This window comes from Paenibacillus sp. MAH-35 (assembly GCF_058135425.1).
This window is the reverse complement of the sequence record NZ_JBYUPU010000016.1, coordinates 58,156-83,460: the sequence shown is the minus strand read 5'-3', so window position 1 is coordinate 83,460 and position 25,305 is coordinate 58,156. Positions and strand designations below refer to the sequence as shown.

At 55.6% G+C, this 25,305-nt stretch carries 19 protein-coding genes; 12 read left to right on the top strand and 7 right to left on the bottom strand.

Going from position 1 to position 25,305, the window contains the following annotated elements; all coding sequences use genetic code 11:
* Positions 1-49: 49 nt before the first annotated feature.
* Positions 50-790, bottom strand: coding sequence for an SDR family NAD(P)-dependent oxidoreductase (locus AC3Y2E_RS18310; RefSeq protein ID WP_379212817.1), 741 nt, complete (start codon positions 788-790; stop codon positions 50-52).
* Positions 791-910: 120 nt separating this feature from the next.
* On the opposite strand from AC3Y2E_RS18310, the gene AC3Y2E_RS18305 reads away from it, so the two are divergent.
* Entirely contained in the window at positions 911-1,804 is an 894-nt protein-coding gene (locus AC3Y2E_RS18305) for a LysR family transcriptional regulator (RefSeq protein WP_379212924.1), read from the top strand.
* 66 nt (positions 1,805-1,870) lie between these two features.
* Here the strand turns inward: AC3Y2E_RS18305 and AC3Y2E_RS18300 are convergent, their stop codons facing one another.
* Positions 1,871-2,557: a class I SAM-dependent methyltransferase gene (locus tag AC3Y2E_RS18300; RefSeq protein WP_379212815.1), complete on the bottom strand. Its 687-nt coding sequence runs from the start codon at positions 2,555-2,557 to the stop codon at positions 1,871-1,873.
* A gap of 173 nt (positions 2,558-2,730) precedes the next feature.
* Here AC3Y2E_RS18300 and AC3Y2E_RS18295 point away from each other — a divergent pair, with 173 nt between their 5' ends.
* Positions 2,731-2,979 (top strand): hypothetical protein, encoded by a 249-nt coding sequence (locus AC3Y2E_RS18295; RefSeq protein ID WP_379212813.1) that lies wholly within the window; start codon positions 2,731-2,733, stop codon positions 2,977-2,979.
* A gap of 46 nt (positions 2,980-3,025) precedes the next feature.
* Here AC3Y2E_RS18295 and AC3Y2E_RS18290 read toward each other — a convergent pair whose 3' ends face one another.
* Positions 3,026-4,186, bottom strand: coding sequence for a response regulator (locus tag AC3Y2E_RS18290; RefSeq protein WP_379212811.1), 1,161 nt, complete (start codon positions 4,184-4,186; stop codon positions 3,026-3,028).
* 261 nt (positions 4,187-4,447) lie between these two features.
* Positions 4,448-9,850 carry a DUF8202 domain-containing protein gene (locus tag AC3Y2E_RS18285; RefSeq protein WP_379212809.1) on the bottom strand — a complete coding sequence of 1,801 codons (5,403 nt, stop codon included), beginning with the start codon at positions 9,848-9,850 and terminating at the stop codon, positions 4,448-4,450.
* Positions 9,851-10,257: 407 nt separating this feature from the next.
* On the opposite strand from AC3Y2E_RS18285, the gene AC3Y2E_RS18280 reads away from it, so the two are divergent.
* A complete protein-coding gene (locus AC3Y2E_RS18280) occupies positions 10,258-10,938 on the top strand; it encodes an MIP/aquaporin family protein (RefSeq protein WP_379212807.1) in 681 nt (226 codons plus the stop codon).
* A 173-nt stretch (positions 10,939-11,111) separates the two neighbouring features.
* Here AC3Y2E_RS18280 and AC3Y2E_RS18275 read toward each other — a convergent pair whose 3' ends face one another.
* Positions 11,112-12,659, bottom strand: a complete 1,548-nt coding sequence (locus AC3Y2E_RS18275; RefSeq protein ID WP_379212922.1) for a sulfatase family protein — start codon at positions 12,657-12,659, stop codon at positions 11,112-11,114.
* A gap of 292 nt (positions 12,660-12,951) precedes the next feature.
* Here AC3Y2E_RS18275 and AC3Y2E_RS18270 point away from each other — a divergent pair, with 292 nt between their 5' ends.
* The 4 genes from AC3Y2E_RS18270 (at position 12,952) to AC3Y2E_RS18255 (ending at position 17,141) form a co-directional block, all read left to right on the top strand.
* Entirely contained in the window at positions 12,952-13,791 is an 840-nt protein-coding gene (locus tag AC3Y2E_RS18270) for an AraC family transcriptional regulator (protein ID WP_379212805.1), read from the top strand.
* A 183-nt stretch (positions 13,792-13,974) separates the two neighbouring features.
* Positions 13,975-14,667 (top strand): ABC transporter ATP-binding protein, encoded by a 693-nt coding sequence (locus tag AC3Y2E_RS18265; protein WP_379212803.1) that lies wholly within the window; start codon positions 13,975-13,977, stop codon positions 14,665-14,667.
* On the top strand, positions 14,664-16,034 hold the full coding sequence (locus AC3Y2E_RS18260) for an ABC transporter permease (protein ID WP_379212801.1): 1,371 nt from the start codon (positions 14,664-14,666) through the stop codon (positions 16,032-16,034). The genes AC3Y2E_RS18265 and AC3Y2E_RS18260 overlap by 4 nt, the downstream gene beginning before the upstream one ends.
* A 15-nt stretch (positions 16,035-16,049) precedes the next feature.
* Positions 16,050-17,141, top strand: a complete 1,092-nt coding sequence (locus tag AC3Y2E_RS18255; RefSeq protein ID WP_379212799.1) for an efflux RND transporter periplasmic adaptor subunit — start codon at positions 16,050-16,052, stop codon at positions 17,139-17,141.
* Positions 17,142-17,256: 115 nt separating this feature from the next.
* Here the strand turns inward: AC3Y2E_RS18255 and AC3Y2E_RS18250 are convergent, their stop codons facing one another.
* Both AC3Y2E_RS18250 and AC3Y2E_RS18245 read right to left on the bottom strand, forming a co-directional pair.
* Positions 17,257-18,042 carry a LamG domain-containing protein gene (locus AC3Y2E_RS18250; protein ID WP_379212797.1) on the bottom strand — a complete coding sequence of 262 codons (786 nt, stop codon included), beginning with the start codon at positions 18,040-18,042 and terminating at the stop codon, positions 17,257-17,259.
* Between the two features lie 231 nt (positions 18,043-18,273).
* A complete protein-coding gene (locus AC3Y2E_RS18245; RefSeq protein WP_379212795.1) occupies positions 18,274-20,505 on the bottom strand; it encodes an MMPL family transporter in 2,232 nt (743 codons plus the stop codon).
* A gap of 154 nt (positions 20,506-20,659) precedes the next feature.
* Between AC3Y2E_RS18245 and AC3Y2E_RS18240 the strand changes: the two genes are divergently transcribed.
* The 5 genes from AC3Y2E_RS18240 (at position 20,660) to mraY (ending at position 24,881) form a co-directional block, all read left to right on the top strand.
* Positions 20,660-21,301 (top strand): TetR/AcrR family transcriptional regulator, encoded by a 642-nt coding sequence (locus AC3Y2E_RS18240; protein WP_379212793.1) that lies wholly within the window; start codon positions 20,660-20,662, stop codon positions 21,299-21,301.
* 32 nt (positions 21,302-21,333) lie between these two features.
* Positions 21,334-22,263, top strand: coding sequence for an ABC transporter ATP-binding protein (locus tag AC3Y2E_RS18235; RefSeq protein ID WP_379212791.1), 930 nt, complete (start codon positions 21,334-21,336; stop codon positions 22,261-22,263).
* Positions 22,247-23,020, top strand: coding sequence for an ABC transporter permease (locus tag AC3Y2E_RS18230; RefSeq protein ID WP_379212789.1), 774 nt, complete (start codon positions 22,247-22,249; stop codon positions 23,018-23,020). The genes AC3Y2E_RS18235 and AC3Y2E_RS18230 overlap by 17 nt, the downstream gene beginning before the upstream one ends.
* A gap of 108 nt (positions 23,021-23,128) precedes the next feature.
* Positions 23,129-23,776 (top strand): nitroreductase family protein, encoded by a 648-nt coding sequence (locus AC3Y2E_RS18225; protein WP_379212787.1) that lies wholly within the window; start codon positions 23,129-23,131, stop codon positions 23,774-23,776.
* A 151-nt stretch (positions 23,777-23,927) separates the two neighbouring features.
* Positions 23,928-24,881: a phospho-N-acetylmuramoyl-pentapeptide-transferase gene (gene mraY / locus AC3Y2E_RS18220; RefSeq protein WP_379212785.1), complete on the top strand. Its 954-nt coding sequence runs from the start codon at positions 23,928-23,930 to the stop codon at positions 24,879-24,881.
* Positions 24,882-25,305 lie beyond the last annotated feature (424 nt).

The window sequence follows — 25,305 nt, the reverse complement described above, 5'->3', positions numbered from 1 at the left end:
TTTTCCTTCCGGGCGGCTTCCCCTCGGCTTTCCGGACATATACGCTCACTCACAGCGTCTGTCCGCTGTCCACTGTGATGATCTGACCGGTCATTGCTTCCTGCTCCAAGACAGCGCAAACCAGGGAGGCGATATCTTCGGGTGCCGAAATACGCTGCAGCAGGAGCTTGGGGGCAAGCCGCGCCATTTGCTCCTCCATTCCGGCCCACCATCTCGTTGCGACCGCTCCCGGCACGACACAGTTAACTCGAATGTCCGGGGCCAACGCCCGCGCTAACGATTTCGTCAGACCGTGAACGGCCGATTTCGATACGGCGTAAGGCAGCGAAGAGCCCAAACCCGTTTGTCCGGCGATGCTTCCGATATTGACGATCGCACCCTGTTTATTTTTTTTCATATACGGGCTGGCGGCTCGCGCGCAATAAAACATCCCTTTCACATTTACAGCGAACAACTCGTCCCATACTTCGCCGGTTGCGGCTTCCAGATCGTCCATCGGAATATGCCTGGTGATGCTGGCATTATTTACGAGCAAATCCAGCGTCCCGAATTGCCGCGCGATGGATTCGACCATGTGCCGGACCTCATGGTCTTGCGATACGTCAGCTTGGATCGCCTCAGCCCGCCCACCCTCTTGGATGATCCGGCGGACCGTATCTTCCGCCTCGGATTGGGAACGTGAGTAATTTACGATCACGGTTGCCCCCCGCTTCGCCAGCGCCAGGCTTGTTGCTCTGCCAATCCCCGTACCGCCGCCCGTAACAAGGACCACTTTATGACTGATTTCCATTGCAGCTTCACTCCCATGGTTTATGGATTGGTATCATTGTAAAGGAAATGATATTATTTGTATAATTGAATGAATTGAACAGCATATTCAAAATTTATGAATGATGCAGAGGGGCGCAGCATGGATCTCAAACTATTGAAAACGTTCCAGCTCATTGTGAAATACGGCAGCTTTGTGCGCGCGGCCAAAGAAATGAACTATGCACAATCCACGGTCACGATGCAAATCCAAAAGCTTGAATCCGATTTGGGCGTTCAACTGCTCGAGCGTGGTAAAGAGATTCGGTTAACGGAGGCAGGGAGACTGTTTCACGACCACAGCTTGCAAATCGTCAAAAACATGGAGCAATTACAAGCGAACCTGTCGAATATGCAGATGGGTGAAACGGGGCATGTTCGCCTAGGTGTTACAGAGCCAACCGCGAGTTATCGTTTGCCTGGTCTTCTGAAGATATTCACGTCGATGTATCCGAATGTCCGTATTTCCGTAGTCATGGCGAACACTCCGCTGCTAAGCGAGCTGCTTCTCCAAGGAGAGCTTGATTTCTCGCTTTGCTCGGCTCCGGATTTAGGCAGTGATCTGTTTTTTGAACCTTTGTTTAAGGAGGAATTCGTGGCACTATTACCCGAAGATCACCCGCTAACACGTAAAACCGTTCTCTCACCGGAGGATTTACGGGAGCATCGCCTGCTGATCACGTCAGCTTCATGCCCGTATCGCAGAAAACTTGAGATGATTATGCAGGAAAAAGGAACGATGATGCATGATACGATGGAGATCGGAAGTATGACGGCGTTGAAATTTTACGTGGAGAGCGGACTGGGAATCGCGCTTGTCCCTAGGCTTATAGCGGAGCCGGCTGCTGCGGGAACAACGGTGCGGACCATTCACGGCAGCCTGATCGATATGACTTTCGGAGCGCTGTTCAAATCATCGGACTATCCGCTGCAATTTGCCAGTCAAAAGCTGTATCTGCTTCTCAAACAACATCTGGATCAACAATGCTCAGGATAGGATCAAGAAAAAAGGACAGGAAGCTTCGCCTTGCGCGGCAAAGCCCCTGTCCCTGTCCCCGTTTCCTTACACATGCAGCCACCAGATGCCGGCACATTCCGGCACCACCGTCCAGCCGTTGCGCACAACCTGCGCCGCCAGTTCGCTCCCGAAAAAGAACCGGGTCAGCCGCTCCGCCTCCGCCAAGCTGCCGAACGTGTAATCGGTCCGAATCCAGCGGTGCGAGAAACCAAGCTCTTGCTCCAGCGCCTCGTAATAATCGAGTAAAAAGCGCGGCGGAGCAGGCGTTGCCGTACCCGTTCCCATCGTCTCGAACAGCACGATCGTGCCGCCCGGACGAAGCGTCCGCTTCATCTCCCCGATAATCTCATGTACATGGCTCCGGTAACCGGGCACATCCGAGCTGCACAGATAAGAGACGCTCCAGCCGGATACGATCAAGTCCACCGACTTGTCCGCCAAAGGCAGCTTCCGGTGATCCGCCTGCTCCGTCCTCCAGTTCGTCAGTCCCCGGCTGTGAAGCTTGCCGGCCAGCACATCCAGCATGGCGGTTGAGGCGTCGAACGCGGCCAACGAGCGGACGCGCGGGCCGAGCACTGCAGACAGTCTGCCCGTCCCCGCTCCTACGTCGGCGGCGTCCAGTCCGTCAAACGGCCGAATCTCCTCCAGCACCCCGCTCAAATCCGGCTGCTTGGCTATCATCTCCTCGTATACATCCGCCTGTCCCGCATAAATGCTCGCATGGTCAGCCATTCGTCCATCTCCTCCTCGCCTGGGGCGGGATCGGGTCCCTCCCGGCAACATTCACTATAAACGTTGCCGCAACGTTAAGGTCAATCCCTTTGACGGGCTGCCGGTTCAGATTTTGTTCAGTCGCGTCTTGTATAATAATCAGGCCAGTTTATATAAAAGAAGGGACTATTGCCATGCTACTCCGCATCATGTTTCACGACAGGCCGATTCCCGTTAACGTTCCGGATCACGGTTATTCCGAAGATTTGCTGGAAGAGCTGACAGACACATTGGTTCTCCGTTTAGAAGCTGCACAGAAACAGGACCCCGCCGGATGGGACGAGCTGCAGACGATCGAGCTGGAGGCTGCTTCGGGAGGCTGGAAGGCGGTCTTGTACTTCTCCGGCGACCAAAGGCCCGCAGAAAGTTTGCCTCTCCGCTAAACGTTCCGGCTCAGGGAAGAGTCCGGTTGGCGCTCCTTCCCTTTGCTTATACCCCGGCAAGACGCACACGTCCCCGCTGTTCTTTCCAGCTATCGTACCACTTCGTGATAGCCGGAGACACGGCCGAATCCAGTTCCCGCTCCAATCTGGAAGTCAGAAGCCAGTACTGGTCTTCCACCCCCGCTGTATCTCCTAAAGAGTCGTACAGCTTCATCAGCGTGAAATAGCTTTCTTCATCATAAGGCAGATACTGCTGAATCCGCTGATTCACCTGCAAGGCGGCGACTATCATGCCCCGCTCCAGATAATAATCGCTCAGCCCTTCGGCATGATGCATCCAGAGCCTCCGAAGCCGTTCCCGCTCGTGCTCGGCCCACAAATATTCAACCTCGCCCAAGTAGTGGCCTTTATACATCCCCAGCACTTGCTCGTGCTCTTCCATATGTCCGGCCTCAAGCGCCGGCAGCCGCTTCAGCCTTGCTTCCCATTCCGCGACATCCAGCCTCGCCTCGCCAATCGTAAGCTTGTACCCAACCTCCAGCTCCCCGCTGTGGATCGTAACCGCTTGAAGCCCGACGCTTTTTAACGTTTGCCTGATATGGTAGATGGTCGTATACAGCTGCTTAGCCGCACGGATGCTGTCAAAATCCGGCCACAGCAGCTCAAACAGCGTCTCCCTGTCGACCGTCCGGTCCCGGTGATGAAGCAAGTAGGCGAACAGCTCCTGAGCTTTGCTCGTACGCCACTTGACCGATAACGGCTGTCCGCCGGGCAACTGGAATTTGATTTGATGAAAACAGCTGATGACAGGCGGTTCTTCAACCGTTCCGCTATCACATCTCGATATGATCCGGTCCTTCAGCCTGTCGATCGTTTTCTGCAGCCGGTCCAATTGAACCGGCTTCATCACATAATCCAGGGCATGCAGCTCGAACGCCTGTACCGCGTACTGATCATAGGCGGTTACAAATACGATCTCCGCTTCCGGAACGGCGGACTGCAGCCGCTCCCCCAGTTCCAGGCCGTCGATGCCGGGCATCTGGATGTCGAGAAATACGGCGTCCGGCCGAAGTTTCCGGGCCTGATCGCATACTTGAAGCGGATCGGTGTACATGCCTATGACTTCGATGTCGCCTATGTCGCGCTCCAGCAGCTTCTTCAGTTGCGCCAGAGCTAATCGCTCATCGTCTACCAGGATGGCTCTCACCCAGATAACACCGCCTTGCTGGTGCAATTTAACATTTTCATCAATTCCTTTATTATATCACCACCTTTTTGGTTCTGACAGGGACAAGCGGGCTATTTACGCAAGCTACACAAGGGAACCTGGGGACACGGCAAAGGACGCAGCCCTCTTCTACGCTTTAGTTTTGGTGAGAAACATAAACGGTCTATCAAAAAAGAAACCACCAAATCCGACTGATGGATTTGATGGTTTCTTCCCGTTCGCCCCGGGTTGCGTCCGCCCTTAGTCGATCAGGTTTGTCATTTGCAACAGCCTTCTCATCAGAGCAGCCGCTTCCGCACGCGACATGTAGTCTTGCGGGTTCAGCAGTTGTCCGTCTTCGCCTTCGACGATGCCGGCTGCAACCATCTTCGCTACAACTTCCCTAGCCCAGCCCGATACGTTATCCGCATCGCCGAACTTCAGAAGCGTCGCATCGATTTCCGCCGGACTCATAAATCTTTGCGGCTCAACCAGGTTGAACGCGCGGGCGATCATGGCAATGCCTTGCTCTCTCGTAATGTTCCGGCCGCCATGGAACAAGCCGTCGTCATAACCGAGCACAATTTCAAATTCGCTGGCGATGCTGACTCCACCGTGATACCAGTCGGATTTGTTGACATCTTCGAATTGATTTTCAACCACATTTTGACGCATCAGGCCCATACCGGTCGCTACAATAGTCGCGAACTCGGAACGGATAATATTCCGGTCAGGCGAGAACGTATTGTTCCCGATTCCTGCAAGATCGAGTCTTGCCGCGATATTGTTAATGTCCGCTCTTGCCCAGTGACTCTTCACGTCGTCGAAATCTTTCGGATTCCAGATGACGGAATACGTACCGCTGCTGCGCAAATCGTTAATGAGTGCAAAGTAACGGTTGTTGATCTTAGTTACAACTGTAGGCAGGTGGAACATCGTACCGTCCGGATTGATAACGACACCGGTCGTGATCCGGTTAGGATCAATGCCTTCCGGAAGCGCAATATATCTTGCGGCATACCCGTTCAGTTGATCCGCGCTTACAGTCCGCCCTTCGTTCGTGAAGGTCAGCTTGAGGTCGACAGGATCGACCAGCAGCTCATACCCTTCAGTAGTCGCTTTGCTGCGCGCGCTATCGATCAAGGATTGCGGAGAACGCTTGATGTCGACATGGACGGCTATGTCACCGAGCTTTGCACCGTTCAAGTTTTTCGAAATCGCGTCGAAGTCCAGTTGTCCGCCCGGTATCGGGTAGATCGCCAGCAGGTTTCCGATTTCCAGACTCGAGCCTGCATCGGTCATCCGCTTGACTTGTTCAGCCGTCACCCCTTTTACTGCAACATCGCCCTCGTTCGGAACGCGGATCGCCAGCTTCAGGCCGTTGCCTTGCGCCAAAATGCCATTTAACTTGCCGGCGTCGATCTCAACATTCGTTAGAGTATGTCCGCCTTCAGTGGTCTTTTTGCCTGTTGCGAATTCACGTGTCGAATCGTTCACGCTGGTGATGATATCGCCCGTTGCCGGAGGAGTGCCTCCGCCAATGCCGGTTCCGCCGCCAACCGTTCCGGACCCGTTGTCAGAGCCGGAGTCGGAGTCACGGTACACCGTCACAACATACTCCTTGACGCCTCCGTTCCGGTCCGTCACTTTCACGGTTACCATGTTAGATCCTACTTGCAGCGGAAGCGCCGGGCTAGACGTGCCGCTGGCAACGGTGACCGCAGCCCCGCCGTTCACGCTGAACTCAATCTTCGCCTCCGGGTCGAGCGCAACTGGAGTCCATGGAAGCTGGGACACTTCATAAGGGACGTTCATCGTGTAGGCTTCCTTGTCCGACTGGAACGCCGGATTCAATCCGTATCCGGGAGCCGCGAGCGATTCCAGCTTGCTGGAGACGCGCATCATTTCGATCGTATATTTGTTTTTGTTTCCGTTCGAATCGGTCACTTCCACTTCAATGACATTGCGTCCTTCTTGAAGCGGCAAGTTGTCCCAATCCGAAGCTGGCACCACTTGTCCGTTCACCGTAATCTGAACTTGACCGTTCGGGTCGAGCGTTTGCGGATCAAGGCCGACGCTGCTGACAGCGTTCGGTACGACTCCCGTATAGTTCAAATACTGCTTGCCGTCAAATGCCGGCGACAGTTCTACAGCTACCGGATTGCCGCTGCCATCCGCGTAGACGATGTCGAGTACGGTCAGCTCCGCACCTGCGATTACCGCATTTTGGCGAGCCGCTTGAAGCGCAGCCAATGCCGCATCGACTTCCGCTTGAGTAGCGTCTGGATCATTAAGCACCACCTGAGCTTTCGCCATCGCTTCTTTCAGCGCTTCCCAGCTTTCAGGGGTCAGCAGCGATTCCAAATTCGTCTCGCCATTAATTTCGTCCACTTTTGCCTGCAATGCCGATTTGTTAACAGCAACCAGTGCCGCTCTTGCTGCTTCCAGAGCAGCCATGGCGCGATCCACTTCCGCTTGCGTCGCACTCGGGTCCGCCAGCACGTTCTTCGCGTGGACTAGCGCATCTTGGAGCGCCTGCCAGCTAGTGGCCGTGTATCCCGACGGAGTCAAGCCTTCGCCTTCGATTTCGTTTACTTTGGCACGCAAAGCGCTGAGGTCTACCAAAGCGGCCTTCGCCTCGTCGAGCTTCGTGATCGCTTGCGCGAGCTCCTGCTCGGTTGCGGCCGGAGTTTGCGCCAGCACCGCATTGGCCCGGGTAAGCTCGTCTTTCAAAGCTTGCCAGCTGTCCGCCGTATAGTCGCCTTCCTTCAAAGTTCCGGCGTCCATGGCGGACTTGATTTGGTTCACCTTGGCTTCGAGCTTGTCGCGGGAGCTGGACAGTCCCGTCTTGGCAGCTTCCAGCGCGGCGAGCGCATCGTCAATTTCCTTTTGGGTGGCATTCGGGTTGTCGAGCACATCTTTTGCCGCCGTCAATGCGTTTTGCAATGCCGTCCAGCTTTCAGGCGTGTAGTTCCCCGCCGTCAGCTTGCCTACTCCGTTTACGGATTTTTGCAATGCATCCTTAGTTACTTTGGCAAACGTAAAGGTATTGCCGTCTGCCAGCTTCGCGCTGTTGATTTTGACAGTTCCTTCGGCGCTAAGCGGGAGGATCTCCGTCAATGCTCCTGCCGTATCCCGGATAACCAGATAATACAGGGCAGCAGGATTTTCGGCCGTAACGTCCAGCTTAAGCGTAATGTCCGTATCGAGCCAGTTCGTCTTGTCCACTTTGAATTCTCGGTTCAGCTGCTTCAGCTTGTGCTGAGGAGCTGTCGTAATTTCAGGCACTTCTCCGTCGTATTTAGCCGCTATAGTGCCATTATCGCTGAATGTGAAGAAGGACAGGTCGGTTGCGATCATATTGCCGTTTTGTGCGTTGGAAGCCGTAATTCCGTCGCCAAGAGCGATCGTTACAAGCGCTCCCGCCTCTTGGGATTTCGACTGTTTTTGCTGCAGCTCGCTTCCGTCGTCGCGGCCGATCCCGGTAATCCGTTTGCCGTACCCGGTATTGTCCGCAGCCGTCCACATTTTCGTTCCGGCCGTTCCGTCGTAATTGCTTGCCGCATAGTCGCTTCCGCCATGATTCAGCGTCAGACCGTATTTCAGAGCCAAGTAACTTTCTACCTTCAGCTTGTCAACCGGGGCGTTGCTCGCCGGGTACAGCACTACTTCGGCGATATCGCCTTTGTAATGGTACCAGTTGTTGGAGCTGCCTCCGCCGAACGCGCCTCCGATAACCGGAGTAAATTCGATCGAGCTGATCGATTTGTTTCTTGTCATCGCCTGATCGTTGCCGTTCAGCTTGCCTTGCGAATCGGTCGAATTCGCCATATCAAATGCGGCCATATGGAAACGCGACGCATCGTTGAAAGCAAACCCGTGATACGTGCCGTTTGCTCCGTTGCCCGCCCACAGCTTGCCGGCCCATTTCGAGAAAATCCCTACTCCGTAACCGCCTGCACGCGGAGCGGCCGAACCGACTACCGTTCCGTCCGTTTGCTTGAATACCGCGTATCCTTCTTTGAACGTAATCGGTTTGTCGCCGATCATGTATTCGTTAGGATTTTGATTGTAAGAAGTTGTATTCTGGAACGCTACAGCCGGGTTAAAGTTAGCCGGTGCCGCCTTATAATCGGGCGTCCCCTGTACGGCAAACTGATTCGTCCCCGTTTGATCCGACCAGCCGGTAAGCTGTCCGTTCAGATCGGCGGCCGCATCCTTATCGGCCTTCAGCCACAATGTTGCGCCGTCTACTCCGCCTGGAGCCGATGCTTTGACGGCAACTTCCTTGGCGAAAGCAAAATAGCTGTTATCGCCGAGCTCGCTGCTGTTAATTGTTACTTTTCCACCCGGCTGAAGCGCAAAAGCCTTCGTGTCGGAGGTGCCGGGAAACGTTGGATCGATGCCGATCAGCAGATGAGTCGCTTCCGCATTCGTTTCACTCAACTGAAGGGTGATCGCTTGGTCGGCCCAATTCGTTTTATCGACCTTATACACCCGTGCCGAACGTTTCATATTGCTCATGGCATCCGTGTCATTGTTCGCCGCATCAAGGCCGTTGTCGCTAAACATAAAGAACGATTGATCGATAGGCACATTAGCGGCCGTTATGTCAGCGTTGGATGCTGCAATATCCGGACCCAGTGCGATCGTCACCAGCGCATCGGCTTCCTGCGACTTGGATTGCTTTTGCTCCAGCCCGCTTCCCGAGTCTTTACCGATCCCGGTAATGCGTTTGCCGTATCCCGCGTTGTCCAAAGCTGTCCACATCTTCGTTCCGGTCAATCCGCTCGCTACATAATCGCTCTGACCGCCATTCAGCGTCAGACCGTACTTCAAAGCCAAGTAGCTTTCAATTTTTTGCTTATCGGCGATAGAATTGCTGGAAGGGAACAGAATCACTTCGGCGACATCGCCTTTGAGATGCTTCCAGTTGTTCGTGTTGTTTCCTCCGAAAGTTCCGCCGACGACCGGTGTAAAGGTAACGGAGTTAAACAGGTTTCCCGATATTGCTCGTTCTTTACCGTTTAACCATCCCTTCGAATCCGTCCCGTTCCCCAGGTCAAACGCGGCCATATTGAATCTCGAAGCTCCGTTGAAGGGGAAGCCGAAGTAGGTTCCAGTGTCTCCGTTACCTGCGTATAAGCTGCCATTCCATTCCGTGAAAATCCCCACCCCGTAATCGCGTGGCGCAACCGGTAGTGCGGAACCGATAACTGTACCCGTTGTTGATGTAAATACGGCATAACCTTCCTTGAACGTGATCGGATGATTACCCAGTAAATACTCATTGGGATCTTGATTGGCTGCAGTCGTATTCTGGAACGACACGGCCGGGTTAAAATTAACGCCAGCCGCCTTATAGTCCGGCGTACCCTGTACGGTAAACTGATTGTTGCCGGTTTGATCGGCCCAGCCGGTAAGCTGTCCGGCCGGATTCGTCTGAGCGCCCTGATCCGCCTTCAGCCATAGAGCCGCTCCTTGTATGCCGCCGGGATACACATCATAAGTTACGGAGTATACGCTAGAGCCGACTCCCCCTGCCCCTCCTGCCGCTGAAACGTTCTGCGGAATAGCCGGACCCGTGAAGCTTCCCACTGCCATGGCGGCAACGAGCAACTGCGAGACTTTTTTCCTCCAGCTCTTCTTGATTAAAGTAGACATTTCCAATCCTCCTGTTACACTCTTCCATGTGACACGTCAATCTCAGCATCTGCTACAACCGGTGCCGTCTGCACTTCCCGCTCGTCCATCTTGTTCAGGCTGGAAGCCGGAACTGCAGCCTCTTCGCCTTCTCATCTTCAAACCTCCTTGTCCCTCCCAGGACGGTTGATTACTTACAATTCCTTTGGAAAGTATAGCAATCCCCCCTATACAGAACATATACAACCCGACTGCCGGCACCGCGCACCGAAAACCTCCTCCCACGCAACGCTTCAAGAAGGAGCGATGCTTATTCCTCCCGTAATCCGGATTTATTTTTATGAAATCGGGGGTTCATATGGGATGTAAGTTTTTGTATAGGCATACCGTTTATAATGGAAACTATTCCAATTTCGAGGAGGCATTCCATGTATTCATCCGTCCAAAAGTACACGGCTGAACTGATCGGGACTTTTGTGCTGGTGCTGGTAGGCTGCGGAAGTGCGGCTACTGCGGGGGAACAGCTTGGATTTCTGGGAATCGCGATGGCGTTTGGCTTATCGATCGTCGCGATGGCCTATGTGATCGGCCCGATCTCCGGCTGCCACATTAATCCGGCTGTTTCGCTTGCCATGCTGCTCGGTAAGAAGCTGTCCGGCAAAGATTTCGTCGGTTATGTCGTCGCACAGATTTTAGGAGCAGTCGCGGGCTCGGCACTGCTGTATGCGATTATCGATTCGACCGGGCAGACGGTAGCCAGTCTGGGGCAAAACGGATTCGGCGAGGGGTACGGCATCGGCATATCGGCGCTGATGGCGGTAATCGTAGAAATCGTTCTTACCTTCGTGTTTATTTATGCGATCCTCGGCGTAACCGCTTCGTCGGACAACAGAAGCACCGCCGGGCTCGTCATCGGCCTATCGCTCGTTCTCGTACATATTCTCGGCATCGGTCTGACCGGCACCTCGGTCAACCCGGCGAGAAGCTTCGGCCCCGCCCTCCTGCTGGGCGGCGATGCGCTGTCGCAGCTATGGGTGTTCGTCACTGCTCCGTTCATCGGGGCTGCGCTGGCTGCGTTCGCTTATCGGGTGCTAAATAGCCGCACATAAGCTATTCATCAAACGAAAAGACCTCATCTTCCACTGCAACGTGGATGAAGAGGTCCTTTTTCTTAAGCATATTGGTTCCAAGCCAATCTCAAAAAAACGCAAATGACGGTTTGGGTTTGCTCGGCAGCCTCTACGGCGTGCAAAGCTGAATGCCCTGTGTAAGCGGCCTTGGTCTAAGCCCCGGATATTCTCGGCATCGGCATCGGTTCTTTTCCGAGCTCCGCCCAGATGTATTTCAGCAGTAGCTCCGCCTTCAACTCCCGGAATCGTTCGTCATCCCACAAATTCCGCGTCTCCCCCGGGTCCTTCGCCAAGTCGAACAGTTCCCCGTACGTTTGGTTGTAGTACACAGTAATCTTGTACCTCTCGTTCACATACGTCTTCTGGTGAATGGTCGTCGGCTCGTGATGGAACTCGCAAATAATATGATCGCGTGCGCTCAATTCGGGATTTTGCCATACGGCGGATTGGTCGACGCCCGTCATCGCTCCGGGAATCGGCGCTCCCGCAAACGACAGGAAAGTCGGCGCCAGATCGACCAGCGACTGCATCGAATCCGATACGCGGCCGGCCGGCACGTGCCCCGGGTATTTGACGATAAACGGAACCCGAATCAAATCCTCGTAATGAAAGCCTCCCTTGGCCTGCAGGCCGTGCTGTCCGAAGAAATGGCCGTGATCGGTCGTAAACACGACAATCGTATTGTCCGCCAGTCCCAGGGCGTCGAGCTTATCGAGAATTTGTCCGATACATTTGTCCATATAGCTGACCATTCCGTAATAAACCGCCACCAGCTTCTTGCGGTCCTCGTCATTCATATTGACGTGGGAATGATAGCCGTGAATGCCGAACCCGCTCTCCTTGTAGGCCGAGAAGTCGGGATTGCTTTCTTGCGTTTTCCGGAAATGCGGCGGGTTGGCGTCATGCTCGCCGGGCGTAACGGCAGGTACGGTAAGCGAATCCGGGTCGTACATCGTGTCCCACGGCTCCGGCACGAGGTAAGGCGGATGCGGGTCCGGAAAGCTTGCCCACAGGAAGAAGCTGTCTCCGCTCTCTTTGTATTGCTCCAGCAGCTCGCCGCTTCTTTCCGCAATCCATGTATTGTAATGGTATTTCTCGGGAATCGGCCAGCAGTACAGCTCATTCGGGTCCATCGTGCCGATCGGCGGCGTGAAGTAGTCCCGCCAGTTCAGGCATCCTTTCTCCTCCATCCACAACGCATAGTGCTGTCCCACCAGCCATTCGTTCGTATGGTTGCGGACCATCTCCGCCCGTTCGAATCCGTAATACGGGCCGGTAAACGTTTTCCAAAATTCGAAATCGTGCAGCTTCTCTTTCCCTTCGAGCGAAGGGTACTCCTCCGTCGAAAACACCGGCTGAAAATGGGCTTTGCCGACAAGCGCGGTCCGATAATCCGCCTTTTGCAGCAGCTCGCCGACCGTCACCCGGTCTTCCGCCAATTTGGTCCCGAGCGTCCAGGCGCCATGCTGGCTCGGATACATCCCGGTAATGATGGAGGAGCGGGTCGGTGTACAAGTCGGATTCGGGCAATAGGCCCGGCCGAACGTCGTCCCTTCGCGAACGAGCCGGTCCAGATGGGGTGTACGGATCTCGTCATGAAACGCTCCGATCGTATTCCAATGCTGCTGGTCGCTGGTGATAAACAGAAAATTAGGTTTCGAGCCGCTCAAAAGCGCATCCCCTCCTTGACATACTTCCATCATACAAAGGAACCCGGTCCGGCAAAATAACATTCGGTTACTTTTATTTGTCATTTTGTTGCGTTAACGGTATCGTAGCCTTATAGAGGATATTCAAAAAGTCCACTTTTGATCACGAAGCAGATCAGGAAGGCTGCTCGACATCGAATATGGAATTCAGCCGGAACTTCCGGTGCTCACGTAGCTTTCACGACGCTCCGCTCCTCATTTCCTAGCTTCATCCCATCTTCTCGGTGCTGAGAACCGGACTTTTTGAACTCGACTATTAGGAAACGATAGGGGGATCGCAGCCGTGCGGGAATATTCCAGTGAATTCATGGAAGCGTGGTATCATACGCCGGACGACTTCGACCGGATGGGCGGCATATGGCCGCTGCGTATCGGCCGAAACGCCGCCAAACCCGACTACCGGTCCGGACCGCGGCAAATCGATTATTATAGTATACATTTTGTGAGAGAAGGGCGCGTAGAGCTCCTCTATGGCAACCAGGCAGCGGTGCTTGGCAAGGGCGACTTGTTCTGCCTGTTCCCGCACGTCACGTACGTGTACCGGATCGTCCCTTCGCCCCGTACGCTGGAGATGGTGTGGCTCGCTTTTGACGGCGATCAGGCCGGTCCGATGCTCGCTATGGCCGGATTAAGCGAACAGAAGCCGTATTTGCATGGAGCGGTCGACAAAGATCTGGACATCCTGCTACAGCAAATGCTTCAGGTGATGTCGGTCCGGGGCACGAAATACGTGCTTGCGCTGAACGGACTGATGTACCGGATGTTTGCAGGGCTCATTCCCGAGCAGGAACCGGAGACGGTGCGGACCGAGACCGCAGGGTGGGTCCGTCAAAGCATCACATTTATGAACGCCCATTACGCCGAACAGATCACGGTAGCGGACGTGGCCGGCCAGATCGGGATCGACCGCTCTCATTTCTCCAGAGTGTTCTCGCAGACGGTCGGCATGCCTCCCGTGAAATATTTGCAAAAACTGCGCATGGACCGGGGCTCCGACCTGCTCCGCAGCACCTCCCTATCCATCACCGAGATTGCGCTTACGATCGGATACCCGGATCTGTATTCGTTTACGAGGGCATTCCGCAATCATTTCGGAATGTCCCCCAGGAAGTTCCGTGAATAGGGGATCGGAATGGAAACGGACGGCTATCGGCCGGGTTGTTGCGCTACGCTGCCGGGAAACCAGGAACATTAAGAAAATCTTCATTATTTCTTGAGTATCTGTTAAGTACGTTCGTGTATGATGGAACTTGTACAAGGCCAGAGCTGAACCAAGCGGCCGTATATACATAAACGGAGGGGTATCGTGCTAGTCGTCCAACAGCTTTCCCATACGTTCCTTAGCGGAACGGAACCGACTCAAGTGCTCTCCGGAATCGACTTCCGCGTCGAGAAAGGCGAGATGGTCGCGCTGCTCGGCAGCTCCGGCTCAGGCAAATCGACGCTGCTGAACCTGATGGCCGGACTGATGAAGCCGACCGAAGGCAGTATCCTGATCGCCGGACGGAATATCGAAAAGATGAACGAAAACGATCTGGCCGTATTCCGGCGTTCGCATATCGGCTTCATCTTCCAATCGTACGAGCTGATTCCGCATTTGACGGTGCGCGAAAATGTCGAGCTGCCGCTCGTCTTCCAGGGCGTGAAAGGAAAAATGCGCCGCGAGCGGGCGATCTCCCTGCTAAGCCGGGTCGGACTGGCCGGCAAGACGGAACTGTTCCCTTCCCAGCTGTCCGGGGGCCAGCAGCAGCGGGTCAGTATCGCGCGGTCGCTCATTACAGAGCCGGCTGTCGTCTTCGCAGACGAACCGACCGGCAACCTCGACACGAAAACCGAGGAAGAAATTATCGATCTGCTGATCGAGCTGAATGTGGGCCACGGCATCACCTTTGTCATCGTTACCCATGAGCACGAAGTAGCCCGGCGTACGAAGCGCATTATCCAGCTGAGAGACGGACGTCTCGTCGATCCGGATATACAGGCGGGTGAAGGCGCATGAGAATTCGTGATTATATCGCTTTGGGCTGGGACCAGCTGCGCAGGCGCAAGGTGGTTACGCTGCTGTGTGTCATGGGGATCGCCATCGGCTCGGCTTCGATCGTCGTCGCCCTTGCGTTCGGGGAGTCGATCTCGCATTACAGCACAAAGCAGATGAGCTATTATTTGAAAACGGACGAAATCACTGTGATGAACCAATCCGGCGGCAGCCGCTCGGGGTCTTCGGGCACGGTGAACGAATACGCCATCACGAATCAGAAGCTGAATCTGATCAAATCGCTGCCCCATGTCAAAACGTTGGCCGGTTACCAGAACATCGGCAGTATGTCGTTTATCGTGGACGACACGCGCACGGGGCGGCTCGAAGTGACCGCGACCGATCTGACCACGCTCGCCGACTTCGGCATGGAGTTTCAGCAGGGGATGCCGATCGACCAGGACAATACGATCGTGCTCAGCTATCCGGCCACGGTCGGTCTCCGAGACAATCAGGCCGCTCGTATCGACGCCGCCCGTCAGCAGACGCAGGAGCAGATGATGGAAGATTTTAACGACCGCAGCCCGATCGTCTCTTATCCGCTGTACCGCAAACAGATCCGGCTCATCCAGACGGCTACCTTGCCTGACGGGACGATCAAAACGTTCGAATTTCCGGTACGCGTCGTCGCGATCGAGAAACGAGCCGAGTCGATGTCCGACGATATGGTCCGCTGGTCGCAGAAGCAAGCCTACATATCGCCCGGTCTCGCCAAGCAAATCCGCGATGCCGTGGAGTCCGTTTCTACGCAAAAAAGCGTAACCGTTAGCGACCAGTCCAGCTATGACCGGGTTGTCGTCAAAATCGATCAGGTCGACCATGTTGCGGAAACCGACAAGCTGATCCAGTCGCTCAAGCTGCGGACGAGCAGCAACTTGGGCCGTCAGGAAAGCATGAGCAAAGAATTCGTCATCATTCGGATTATATTCGGGGGAGCGGGACTGTTCATCTTGTTCGTCGCTTCGATCTCGATCGTCGTCGCGATGACGATGTCGACCCACCAGCGGCGGCGCCAAATCGGGATCATGAAGGTGCTGGGTGCCAACTTGAGCCAGATCCGCAACATGTTTATCGTCGAATCGGCGCTGCTCGGCTTGTTCGGCGGCATGGTCGGCATTTTATTCGCTTATTGGGTTATTTGGGGGATCAATATTATTCTGGTTCAGACCGGCTCTGTCGGGTCGGGGGAAAATGCGGAGATTTTGTTCATCAGCGCCTGGATATTGCCGCTCGGCCTGTTCTTCGCCTTGATGACCGGCATTATGTCCGGCTTGTTCCCGGCTGTCAAAGCTTCTAGAACCGACGCGCTGACCGCGATTAAACGAGAGTAGCAAAGGAGAAGCACGATGCGTAAAAAGAAGACGTGGCTATATATCATTCTCGCGGTGTTGCTGGTCGCGGTGAGCGGCTTTCTGTACACCCAGAGCAAGCCGAAGGCGCCGGCGCCGGGGGCCGGAGCAAGCTCGGGCAGTGCGCTCAAATTTCAGGCCGTCAAAGAAAATCTGGCCAATACGGTAGAGGTAAAAGGGAAATCGTCGTATGTGAAAGAGACGACCGTCTACGCCCCGTTCTCCGCCGACGTTACCGAATGGAACGTATCCGACGGCGCCCAGCTGAACAAAGGCGATGTCATGTTCAAGCTGGACGATAAGGCGCTGCGCGACGAGATCGGGGTGCTGACCGCGAATATGCGTAAGCAGGAGCTGGAAGCGAAGCTGCGGTCCGCCGAGCAGGCGGCAGGCGCCAAGATCACGGAAACGATCGCCTCCAACGAAGCCGAAGCGCTGCAAAGAGTCGCCAAAAACGCCTCCAAGGACGTGCAGGAGGAGCTGGAGCGGATTAACCGTCAAATCGCCGGCGCCGATCTGGAGACGAAGCAGAGCAAGCTTACCCAAGCGGTCACTACCGCGCCGGAATCGGGCATCTTCCTCGCCGCAAGCGGCCAGAAGCCCCAGAAGCTCAGGGAAGGCGACGTGATCGGCAAGATCGTCGACGTGTCCAAGATTCAGATGACGACCTCCGTCGGCGAATACGACGTGTTCCGGATCAAGCCGGGGATGACGGTACAAGTGAGTATCGACGCCTTGAAGGAAGAGAAGCTGGCCGGCAAAGTCGAGAAAGTATCGAAATTTCCGAAGCCCGCCGCCAGCAACTCGAACGACACCGCGCCGGCCCAATTCGAAATCGTCATCTCGCTGGACGCGCATGCCAGTCTGATCGCAGGACTCGGGTTAACCGCCAAAATCGAGACGGACAACAAGTTGGGCGTCCTGACCGTACCGACGATTGCGGTGCAGCGGGACAAGGACGGCTCTTACGTGCTGCTCGAGACGGCGCAAGGAACGGAGAAACGTCCGATCAAGGTCGGATTGGAAACCGCCGACAAAACCGAAGTGATCGAGGGACTGCAGGAAGGCGACTCAGTCGTGCTGCAATAATTCATATCGATTATCCCTATAACCGCCGGACGGCTCATCCTCCTTCAACTGAAGAAGCGATGAGCCGTTATATTATTCGCCGGACGGCACAAGCCCCGCGGGAAGCCGATTCCGCTTATTTCATCGTACGATTATGCAAGTCGGCAACTTCCCCTGCGGACAAAGCCCGGTTATACACGGCCAGTCCGCCCAGCAGACCGGTATAGAAGTTGCCGATCTCGCCGGAACGGTCCACCGCGCCGACCGTAAAGTCCGCGCCGTCCGGCCCGCCGTCGTACAACCCTTCGGGGTAGTCGTACGGGTTGTACGTTTCTCTTTCGTCCAGCACGCCGTCCACATACACTTTGGCCTGCCGGCCGTCATACGTAAAGACGACGAAGTGCCACTCCGCCTTGGAGAGCGGCGTTTGTCCGATCGCGCTTGTCATGCAATACTTGTACCCGGGCGTCGGTCCGCCTACCGAGGAGACGTGACCGCACGCCTGACTGCGGCTGTCCCAGATCCGCAGATCGAGAAACAAGCAATACTGGCGCTTCCGCCTCGATTCGTCCCATATGCCGGCGACGGCTTGACAGCCCTTGCTCTCGATATCCGCCCAGTTGATCCAGGCCGCGACAGTCAGCTTCGCATCGGGGCCATGAATGTCGAGCGCGGGACAGTCCGCCCGCGGCAGACGGAACCAATCTCCGAACTTCAGATCGGCCGAGTACGGGCCGAATATGCCATCGTCCGTCCGTTCGACGGCTCCGCCGCCTTCGGTCAACTCATACGGATACGGCCCCTTGGCTTTGCGCCGCTCGCCCGCCTGCTCCTGAAAATCCCAAAACGAGATCAGCCCCCCGGCCGCGTTTACCGCCTCCGCCGCAGCGGCATAAGCGGCATAACGTGTTTCCTCTCTCATCCTCCAAGCCCTCCTTGTTCGATAACGGCCATTTCCGGCTTCTCCTCCATCGATTCAGACAAGCCGCCAGCCTATCAAACCCATTTGGATTCATTTTACTTCCCCGCCCGATCCCGCCTCCAGTAACAAATCTATTTTCTTCTGTACGATTCTACGGCGGAAACGCGATTTCACCAAAAAAAGACACCTCCGGGGTGTCTTTTTTAGTAATCGTGTATTGCAGGGTACGGCTTACACCGATTCGCCCTTAAGCCGGGCTTCCCCAACGTCATACGTTTTGCCCGGCCAGAAGGCGGCGCGTCCCAGTACGGTAGTAATCGCCGGCACGAGGAACGGGCGGACGATAAAGGTGTCCAGCAGGACTCCGATCGCCGTGATCAGCCCGAACTGAAGCAAGATCTGCATCGGCAGAGTAGCCAGCACGGCGAATGTGCCCGCCAGAATTAATCCCGCGGAAGTGATCACTCCTCCGGTTTCGGAGACTCCTTCCCGTATCGCATCCTTCAGCGGCATCTGCTTCCGTTTTTTCCAAATGCTCGATATCATAAAGATGTTGTAGTCTTCGCCCAGCGCTACAAGGAAAACGAAAGCATATAACGGGATAGCGCCGGCGATCGCATCGCCGCCCATTACGTAATGGATCACAAGCCAGCCTAATCCCAAAGCGGAGCCGAACGACAGAACCACTGTTGCGATCAGATAAAGCATCGCCACAAAGGAGCGCAAGTAAGCGAGCAGCAGCAGGGCGATCAGTACGATAACGACCGGAATAATGACCAGTTCGTCGCGGACGCCGGCTTGCTTCGTATCGTACTGCGTCGCCGTCTGGCCTGCGACCCAGACCCGCTCTGCGGGAGCGGCGACGCCGGCAGCTTGAAGCGCCGATTCGGCCGCTGTGCGCAGCTCGGGAATTAACTTCATAGCTTCATTATCATAAGGATTTGCGTGCAGCTCGACGTTCACGGAGACGATGTTCGGATTTATGGCACCCTTCTGCGGAGCCGAGACCGTATCTACATATTCGAGCTTTTGCATAACCGCCTGCAAATCGACCGCTTTGCCTTCCGTATCGGCCATCAGCTTCACAGGTGCCAGACTGCCCTCGGAGAAAGACTGTCCGATCAGTGTAAACCCTTCCCGGGACTGCATATCTTTAGGAAACGAAGACAGCAGGTCGTACGTATACGTGATACCCGGCACGAAAGAAGCCGATCCGGCTAGGAAAGCCACGGTGACGACAATGACCGTCCAAGGCTTGCGGACGACGAGCGAGGCGAACCGCGCTCCGATCGTCTTCCGGCTGCGGATCTGCGGTACGGGAGCTCCTTTCTTCTCCGCGCGCTCCCGGATCATGTCCGGCGTCCGGGGAACGAACGGGTAAAACGAAGCGCGACCGAGTACGGCTAACAGGGCCGGCACAAGCGTCAGGCTCGCGATCGCCATGATGAATATCGAGAGGCTGAACGGAACGGCAAACCGTTTGACCGCCCCGTAATCCGCCAGCAGCAGGGCGGCCAGCGCCAGAACGACGGTGAAGCCGCTCATCGCAATCGCGCCGGAGGAGCCGGATATCGCCTGCTTCAAGGCGGTCCACTTGTTCGGTTCGACCGTCAGCAGTTGGCGGAAACGCGCCACCAGGAACAAGCAATAGTCCGTACCGGCCCCGAACAGAAGAACGGTCATAATCGAGATCGCCTGACCGTCCACCTCGATCCAGCCCATCTTCGCCATATAGCCGAGTATCGGACTCGTCACTCCATAGGCGAAACCTACTCCGATCAGCGGGATAAAAGCGAGGATCGGGGACCGGTAAATGAGCAGCAGCAGAACAAGGACGAGCAGGACGGTGGCGATCAGAAGCGATACGTCGGCGCTTTTGAACAATCCGACAGCGTCGACCGATATGCCGGCCGGGCCGGACACTCTGACGATTAACCGGTCCGAAGCCAGCTTCTCGGCGAAAGGATCCGCTCCCGTCTGGCTTTTTACCTGTTCGCGAATGGCATCGAAGTTCTCGTTAAGCACATCGGTCTCGGCACCGTTTGCAAACACGATCGGCGTAACGAGCGTCTTCTTGTTCTCGGACAGCTGACTCTTCAGAGCGGGCAGCGGCATCTGATGATACGGCGGCAGCGCAGTCTGCTCAGGCAGCGGCTTGGCGGTAAACGTCTCGGCGAACTTCTGCACCGCCTTCAAGTCGTCGTCGGTCAGTCCCGTCTCCCGGTGCCAGACGATAAGCGCCGGTAGACCTTCCGCGTTCGGAAACTCCCGCTTGGCCACTTCGTCCGCCTGAACGGAAGGATACGATGCGGGCAGATTGGCCGCGCTGTTGTTCTCTTGAGAATTGACCGTCGGCCACAGTATGCTTAGCGACGCCGTCAAGACGATCCAGACGATTAAGGTGATCCATCTCCCCCTCGGTCCGGTTACGCCGTTTCCATACTTATTCGCAAAATTGTTCATCGTGCTCCTCCTTGGACTGCTTTATGATTCTCGACATCCCGGCCGTCTTCGGCTACAGTAATGTTGTATAAGTTAATTATATATACCAGACGGTCTATTTGACAATAGTTATACAAAAAAATTGGATATACTTATACAGGAGAGGAGATCCGCTGTGAAAACATCACGATCCGACAAACGCAAACCGGGGCGTCCCAAAACCGGCATCCCGTCTACCGTAAAACCTACCGTGCTGCGCACCGCGTCCGCTTTATTTATGGAATTCGGCTACGACAGCGTCTCTCTGGAGCAAATTGCCGCAGCCGCCGGGGTTACGAAAGCTTCCGTTTACTATTATTTCCATAATAAAGCGGAATTGTTCGCTGCTTCGGTTATTCATATGATGTCGTACATCTGCAGCCGGACAAGCGCGCTGCTGGACGCCCCCGGCACTTTCCGGGAGCGGCTCGCCTCGGTTGCCGAGGCTTATATGCAGCACGCGCATATCGATTTCGAAAGTCTGATGCGGGAAGCCGGTCCGGCCTTAACGCGCGATCAGACGGAAGGAATCCGGGAAGCCGAACGGTCGATTCACGAAGTGCTGGCCGCAGCGTTCCGCAAAGAGATGAAGCAAGGCGAAGTCCGTGAGGGCGATCCGCTTTTATACGCCTATGCCTTCTCGGCGCTTATGATGCTCGGCGCACGAGGAGACGCTTCCGGAGGCGAGCGATCCGGCGCCAGGCAGGCCGCGTTCCCGGACCTTACTGCGGAGGGGATCGTCGACTTGTTTTGGACAGGGGCGGGGCGTATGGTATGATTTGGACAAGCTTTTGTTTAGGAGGATAACTTATGTCGCAACAACCGGTTGTGCAACTGCGCAACGTTACGAAAAAAATCGGCGGCAAAACGATCGTCGACCGGCTTTCGTTCGAAGTGCCCAGGGGAGAGGTATTCGGCTTTCTCGGCCCGAACGGAGCGGGCAAGACGACGACGATCCGCATGATGGTCGGGCTGATCTCGATGACGGAAGGCGAAGTGCTCGTCAACGGCATTAGCGTCAACAAGCAGTTCGAGCGCGCGATGCGTCACGTCGGGGCGATCGTGGAAAATCCGGAGCTGTACAAGTTTTTGAGCGGCTATCAAAATCTTGTTCATTTCGCCCGCATGATCCCGGGCATTACCCGTGAACGGATCGATGAAGTCGTCGCGCTCGTCAAGCTCGAGAACCGGATCGACGACAAGGTGAAAACGTATTCGCTCGGCATGCGGCAGCGGCTCGGAGTTGCCCAGGCGATTCTGCACAAGCCGGACGTTCTCATTCTGGACGAGCCGACGAACGGCCTCGATCCCGAAGGCATCCGCGAGCTTCGCGACTATTTGCGGCAGCTTGCCAAGGCCGAAGGCACCTCGGTCATCGTCTCCAGCCATCTGCTCTCCGAGATGGAGCTGATGTGCGACCGCGTCGCGGTGATCCAAAACGGCAAGCTCGTAGACGTCAGACCGATCCGCGACATGGTGGCCGCGTCCGAAGGCCCAGTGCAAGTGACATTCACGGCCGAGCCGGCCGAGCTCGCGGCCAAGGTGGCGTCCGGGATGCTCCAGGACGGACCCGCGATCGCCACCCGGGACGGGTTTACCGCCGCGCTTCCTTACGACGACATCCCCGGACTGGTCCGCAAGCTGGTCGAGGCGGACGTCCGCGTATTCGGCGTCAAAGCGGCTTCCAAAACTCTCGAGGATCAATTCCTCGAAATGACGCGAGGTGGCCAAATTGTCTAACCTGCTGAACCTCATTCAAAATGAGAATATGAAAATATACCGCCGTCCCCGGACCTGGATTATGGCCGCTCTGCTGCTGGCGGCTGTGCTCACGTTCGGCATTATGATGCGGAACTACGGGGGGAGCGGCGTCGATGCGGTTCTCTTTATGAGCAACGCCAGTTCGATGATGTTCCTCGTGTTCATCTTTTCAGTCGTGATCGCGTCGGATATCGTAGCCGGGGAATTCACCTGGGGGACGATCAAGCTGCTGCTGATCCGCCCGGTCAGCCGGTCCAAGGTGCTGCTGTCCAAGTACATCGCGGTGCTGCTTTTCATGCTGGCGCTTGTCGCGCTGCTGTTCGTTTGCTCGTGTCTCATTGGCGTTCTGCTGTTCGGCACGGCTTCCTCCGAGAACCCGATTGTGTTCGGCGATATTTTGCGCGACTACGGGTTCCAGCTCATCGAGCTGACGGTGAACGTCACGTTCGCCTTTATGATCTCGACGGTGTTCCGCTCCAGCGCGCTGGCGATTTCGCTCGCCTTCGTAATCATGTTCGCCTCGAGCTCCGTCATGGCGATCCTGATCGGCCTGAAGTACGGGTGGGCGAAATACATTTTGTTCGCCAATACCAATCTGGGGCTGTACTTCGGGGGTCGGGAGCCTCCGATTGAAGGGATGACGCTCGGCTTTTCCGTCACGATGCTGCTCATCTATTACATCGTGTTTCTCGCGCTGTCCTGGTACATCTTCAGCAAACGGGACGTAGCGGGGTGACACGGTCGGGTTGATCCGCTATAATGGGAGAAGAATTAGCACCTGGTCTTAACGCTATGACCTTGCCGTGCTTCTCCATTCGAACTTAGGCAAAGGCGGATCGAACCTATGAATTATGAGGCTTTCAAACAAATCGTACTCGACCGGCGCAGCGTCCGGAAGTTTACCGACCACGACGTCAGCGTCGAGGATATCAAAGAATTGATCGACTGCGCCCGTTACGCGCCAAGCGATACCAACTCGCAAACGTGGGAATTTGTGGCGATTATGAACCGGGACAAAATTAAAGAAATCGAGCAGATGACCTGGGACGAGCTGAACAACCGAGCTGCGGAGGCGGAACAAAGAGGGCTTGGCCGGGAAGCGAGACTGCTGACCCGCTCGTTCGGTCCGTATGCGACGGCCTTCTCTGACGCTCCGGTGCTGCTCGTGCTGCTGGCTACGCCATACAACTCGAAATTCCGCGAGAAAATCTTCGATCCGATCGCACTCGTCGAGGACGCCGTGTGGGCCGAGGAAGGCATCAAGAGCAGCTGTCTGGCTGCGCAAAATCTGATGCTCGCCGCGCATGCCAAAGGGCTCGCGACTTGCCCGATGACCGGTCCCGTGCTGCTCGCCCAGCACCGCCTCCGCGACTATCTTGACATCGACGAGTCGAAGCAGATCAACATGGTTATCGCGCTCGGCCACCCGTCCGATCATCCGGGACGGCTCCCCCGCAAAGAAGTCGATGAAATTTTGACTATCGTTCAGTAAAACCGAATCATGACCAACATCCCGACTTTCCGGCCAGCCGTTCAGCCGGGATGTTTTTTTGTTTTTCAATCGCAGGCGGCGGCAAGCAGGAATATTTCACCGTCTCCCGAAACTATACTTGTACAAACGGCCGAAAGGAGCCATTCGAACGATGGAATTATCGCTGTGGGTCGTCTCGGCCCTGTCCTTCGCCTCTGTCGCCCTGCTGACCCCCGTCCTGATCTGGGGCTTGCGGACGCTTCGCCTCACCCAGCCGATCCGCGCCGAGCTGCCGGCCGATCATCAGGCCAAAAAAGGAACGCCGCTGATGGCGGGCCTCATCTTTTTAGTCGGGGTGCTGCTTGTCGCTTTGTTAGCCCCGAGTCCGATCAGCTTGTATCTGTGCGCTGTGTTTCTGCTGTTCGGCTTTATCGGATTTCTCGACGATTTCAAAAAAGCGGCTTATCAGGACCCGCGCGGAGCGTCCGGGAAAATGAAGCTTATTCTGCAATTTCTGTTTACGTTTGTGCTTTTTGCGGCGCTGCCCCAGCTGGACCTGTTTAACAGCGACGTAACGTTGTTCCGCGATCTGAAGCTGGAGCTTGCGCCGATCGTATACCTCGCGGTCATCTCGCTGTTCGTCGTCGGTTCGGCCAATGCGATCAACTTTACGGACGGCTTGGACGGTCTGCTTATTATTGTGGCGATCCCGACTTACTTTTTCTTCTTCGTTATCTCCGAACACCCGGAAGTGAAACTGTTCGCTCTGACGATGATCGCCTGTCTGCTCGGGCTGCTTCTGTACAACCTGTATCCGGCCAAGGCGTTCATGGGCGATACCGGCTCGCTGGCCATCGGCGGGTCGCTGGCCTTTCTGGCGGTGATCGAGAAGGTCGAGCTGCTGATCCCGCTGCTGTTTCTGATCTACTTCGCCGAACAGTTGTCGGTCATCCTGCAGGTGTGGTACTACAAGCGGACGAAATTGCGCATGTTCCGAATGGCGCCGATTCATTATCATTACAGTCTGAAATACGGCTGGTCGGAAAACAAGATCGTCATCGTGTTCGGCCTTGTGTCGTGGGGATGCTGCCTCGTCAGTCTGGCGTTATGGAAGTGGATGTACTGACCGACCGCATTACCCGGGAAATTCTGCGATTAATTACATAGGACCGCGCCTGTGCCGTTTGCAACATCTGGTAGTTGCGTCTGGACGGTCCTTTGGCGTGTAATCCCATAGGTTTGGGCGCGGGAGGGACGGAGTCCGTGCGTTCCTGCGTTGCTGCGTTCTAGCCGCTCAACCAAAATGATAAGAGTCTTTGGCACCCTTTATTTTCGACATTTTCGAAAATACGAAACAAATAAAGGCGGTTTGTACCCCTTCTATCCACCATCTGATCGGATCTGCACCCTTTTTGCCGATTTTAGCGGCTCCAAACCGCTCTTATTTCCCCATTCAACCGGGTTTCGGAAAAAATTAGGGGTACAAACCACTCTTATTCGGTTACCTTGGGGTGCAGAGGTGCTCGGTTGTTGGGGGGCTGGGCTGGTTG

What these genes read in the sequence shown, in the direction of transcription:
- AC3Y2E_RS18310 (WP_379212817.1), bottom strand. Translation starts at nt 790, where the DNA reads ATGGAAATCAGTCATAAAGTGGTCCTTGTTACGGGCGGCGGTACGGGG.
- AC3Y2E_RS18305 (WP_379212924.1), top strand. Translation starts at nt 911, where the DNA reads ATGGATCTCAAACTATTGAAAACGTTCCAGCTCATTGTGAAATACGGC.
- AC3Y2E_RS18300 (WP_379212815.1), bottom strand. Translation starts at nt 2,557, where the DNA reads ATGGCTGACCATGCGAGCATTTATGCGGGACAGGCGGATGTATACGAG.
- AC3Y2E_RS18295 (WP_379212813.1), top strand. Translation starts at nt 2,731, where the DNA reads ATGCTACTCCGCATCATGTTTCACGACAGGCCGATTCCCGTTAACGTT.
- AC3Y2E_RS18285 (WP_379212809.1), bottom strand. Translation starts at nt 9,850, where the DNA reads ATGTCTACTTTAATCAAGAAGAGCTGGAGGAAAAAAGTCTCGCAGTTG.
- AC3Y2E_RS18280 (WP_379212807.1), top strand. Translation starts at nt 10,258, where the DNA reads ATGTATTCATCCGTCCAAAAGTACACGGCTGAACTGATCGGGACTTTT.
- AC3Y2E_RS18275 (WP_379212922.1), bottom strand. Translation starts at nt 12,659, where the DNA reads ATGGAAGTATGTCAAGGAGGGGATGCGCTTTTGAGCGGCTCGAAACCT.
- AC3Y2E_RS18260 (WP_379212801.1), top strand. Translation starts at nt 14,664, where the DNA reads ATGAGAATTCGTGATTATATCGCTTTGGGCTGGGACCAGCTGCGCAGG.
- AC3Y2E_RS18255 (WP_379212799.1), top strand. Translation starts at nt 16,050, where the DNA reads ATGCGTAAAAAGAAGACGTGGCTATATATCATTCTCGCGGTGTTGCTG.
- AC3Y2E_RS18250 (WP_379212797.1), bottom strand. Translation starts at nt 18,042, where the DNA reads ATGAGAGAGGAAACACGTTATGCCGCTTATGCCGCTGCGGCGGAGGCG.
- AC3Y2E_RS18245 (WP_379212795.1), bottom strand. Translation starts at nt 20,505, where the DNA reads ATGAACAATTTTGCGAATAAGTATGGAAACGGCGTAACCGGACCGAGG.
- AC3Y2E_RS18235 (WP_379212791.1), top strand. Translation starts at nt 21,334, where the DNA reads ATGTCGCAACAACCGGTTGTGCAACTGCGCAACGTTACGAAAAAAATC.
- AC3Y2E_RS18225 (WP_379212787.1), top strand. Translation starts at nt 23,129, where the DNA reads ATGAATTATGAGGCTTTCAAACAAATCGTACTCGACCGGCGCAGCGTC.
- mraY (WP_379212785.1), top strand. Translation starts at nt 23,928, where the DNA reads ATGGAATTATCGCTGTGGGTCGTCTCGGCCCTGTCCTTCGCCTCTGTC.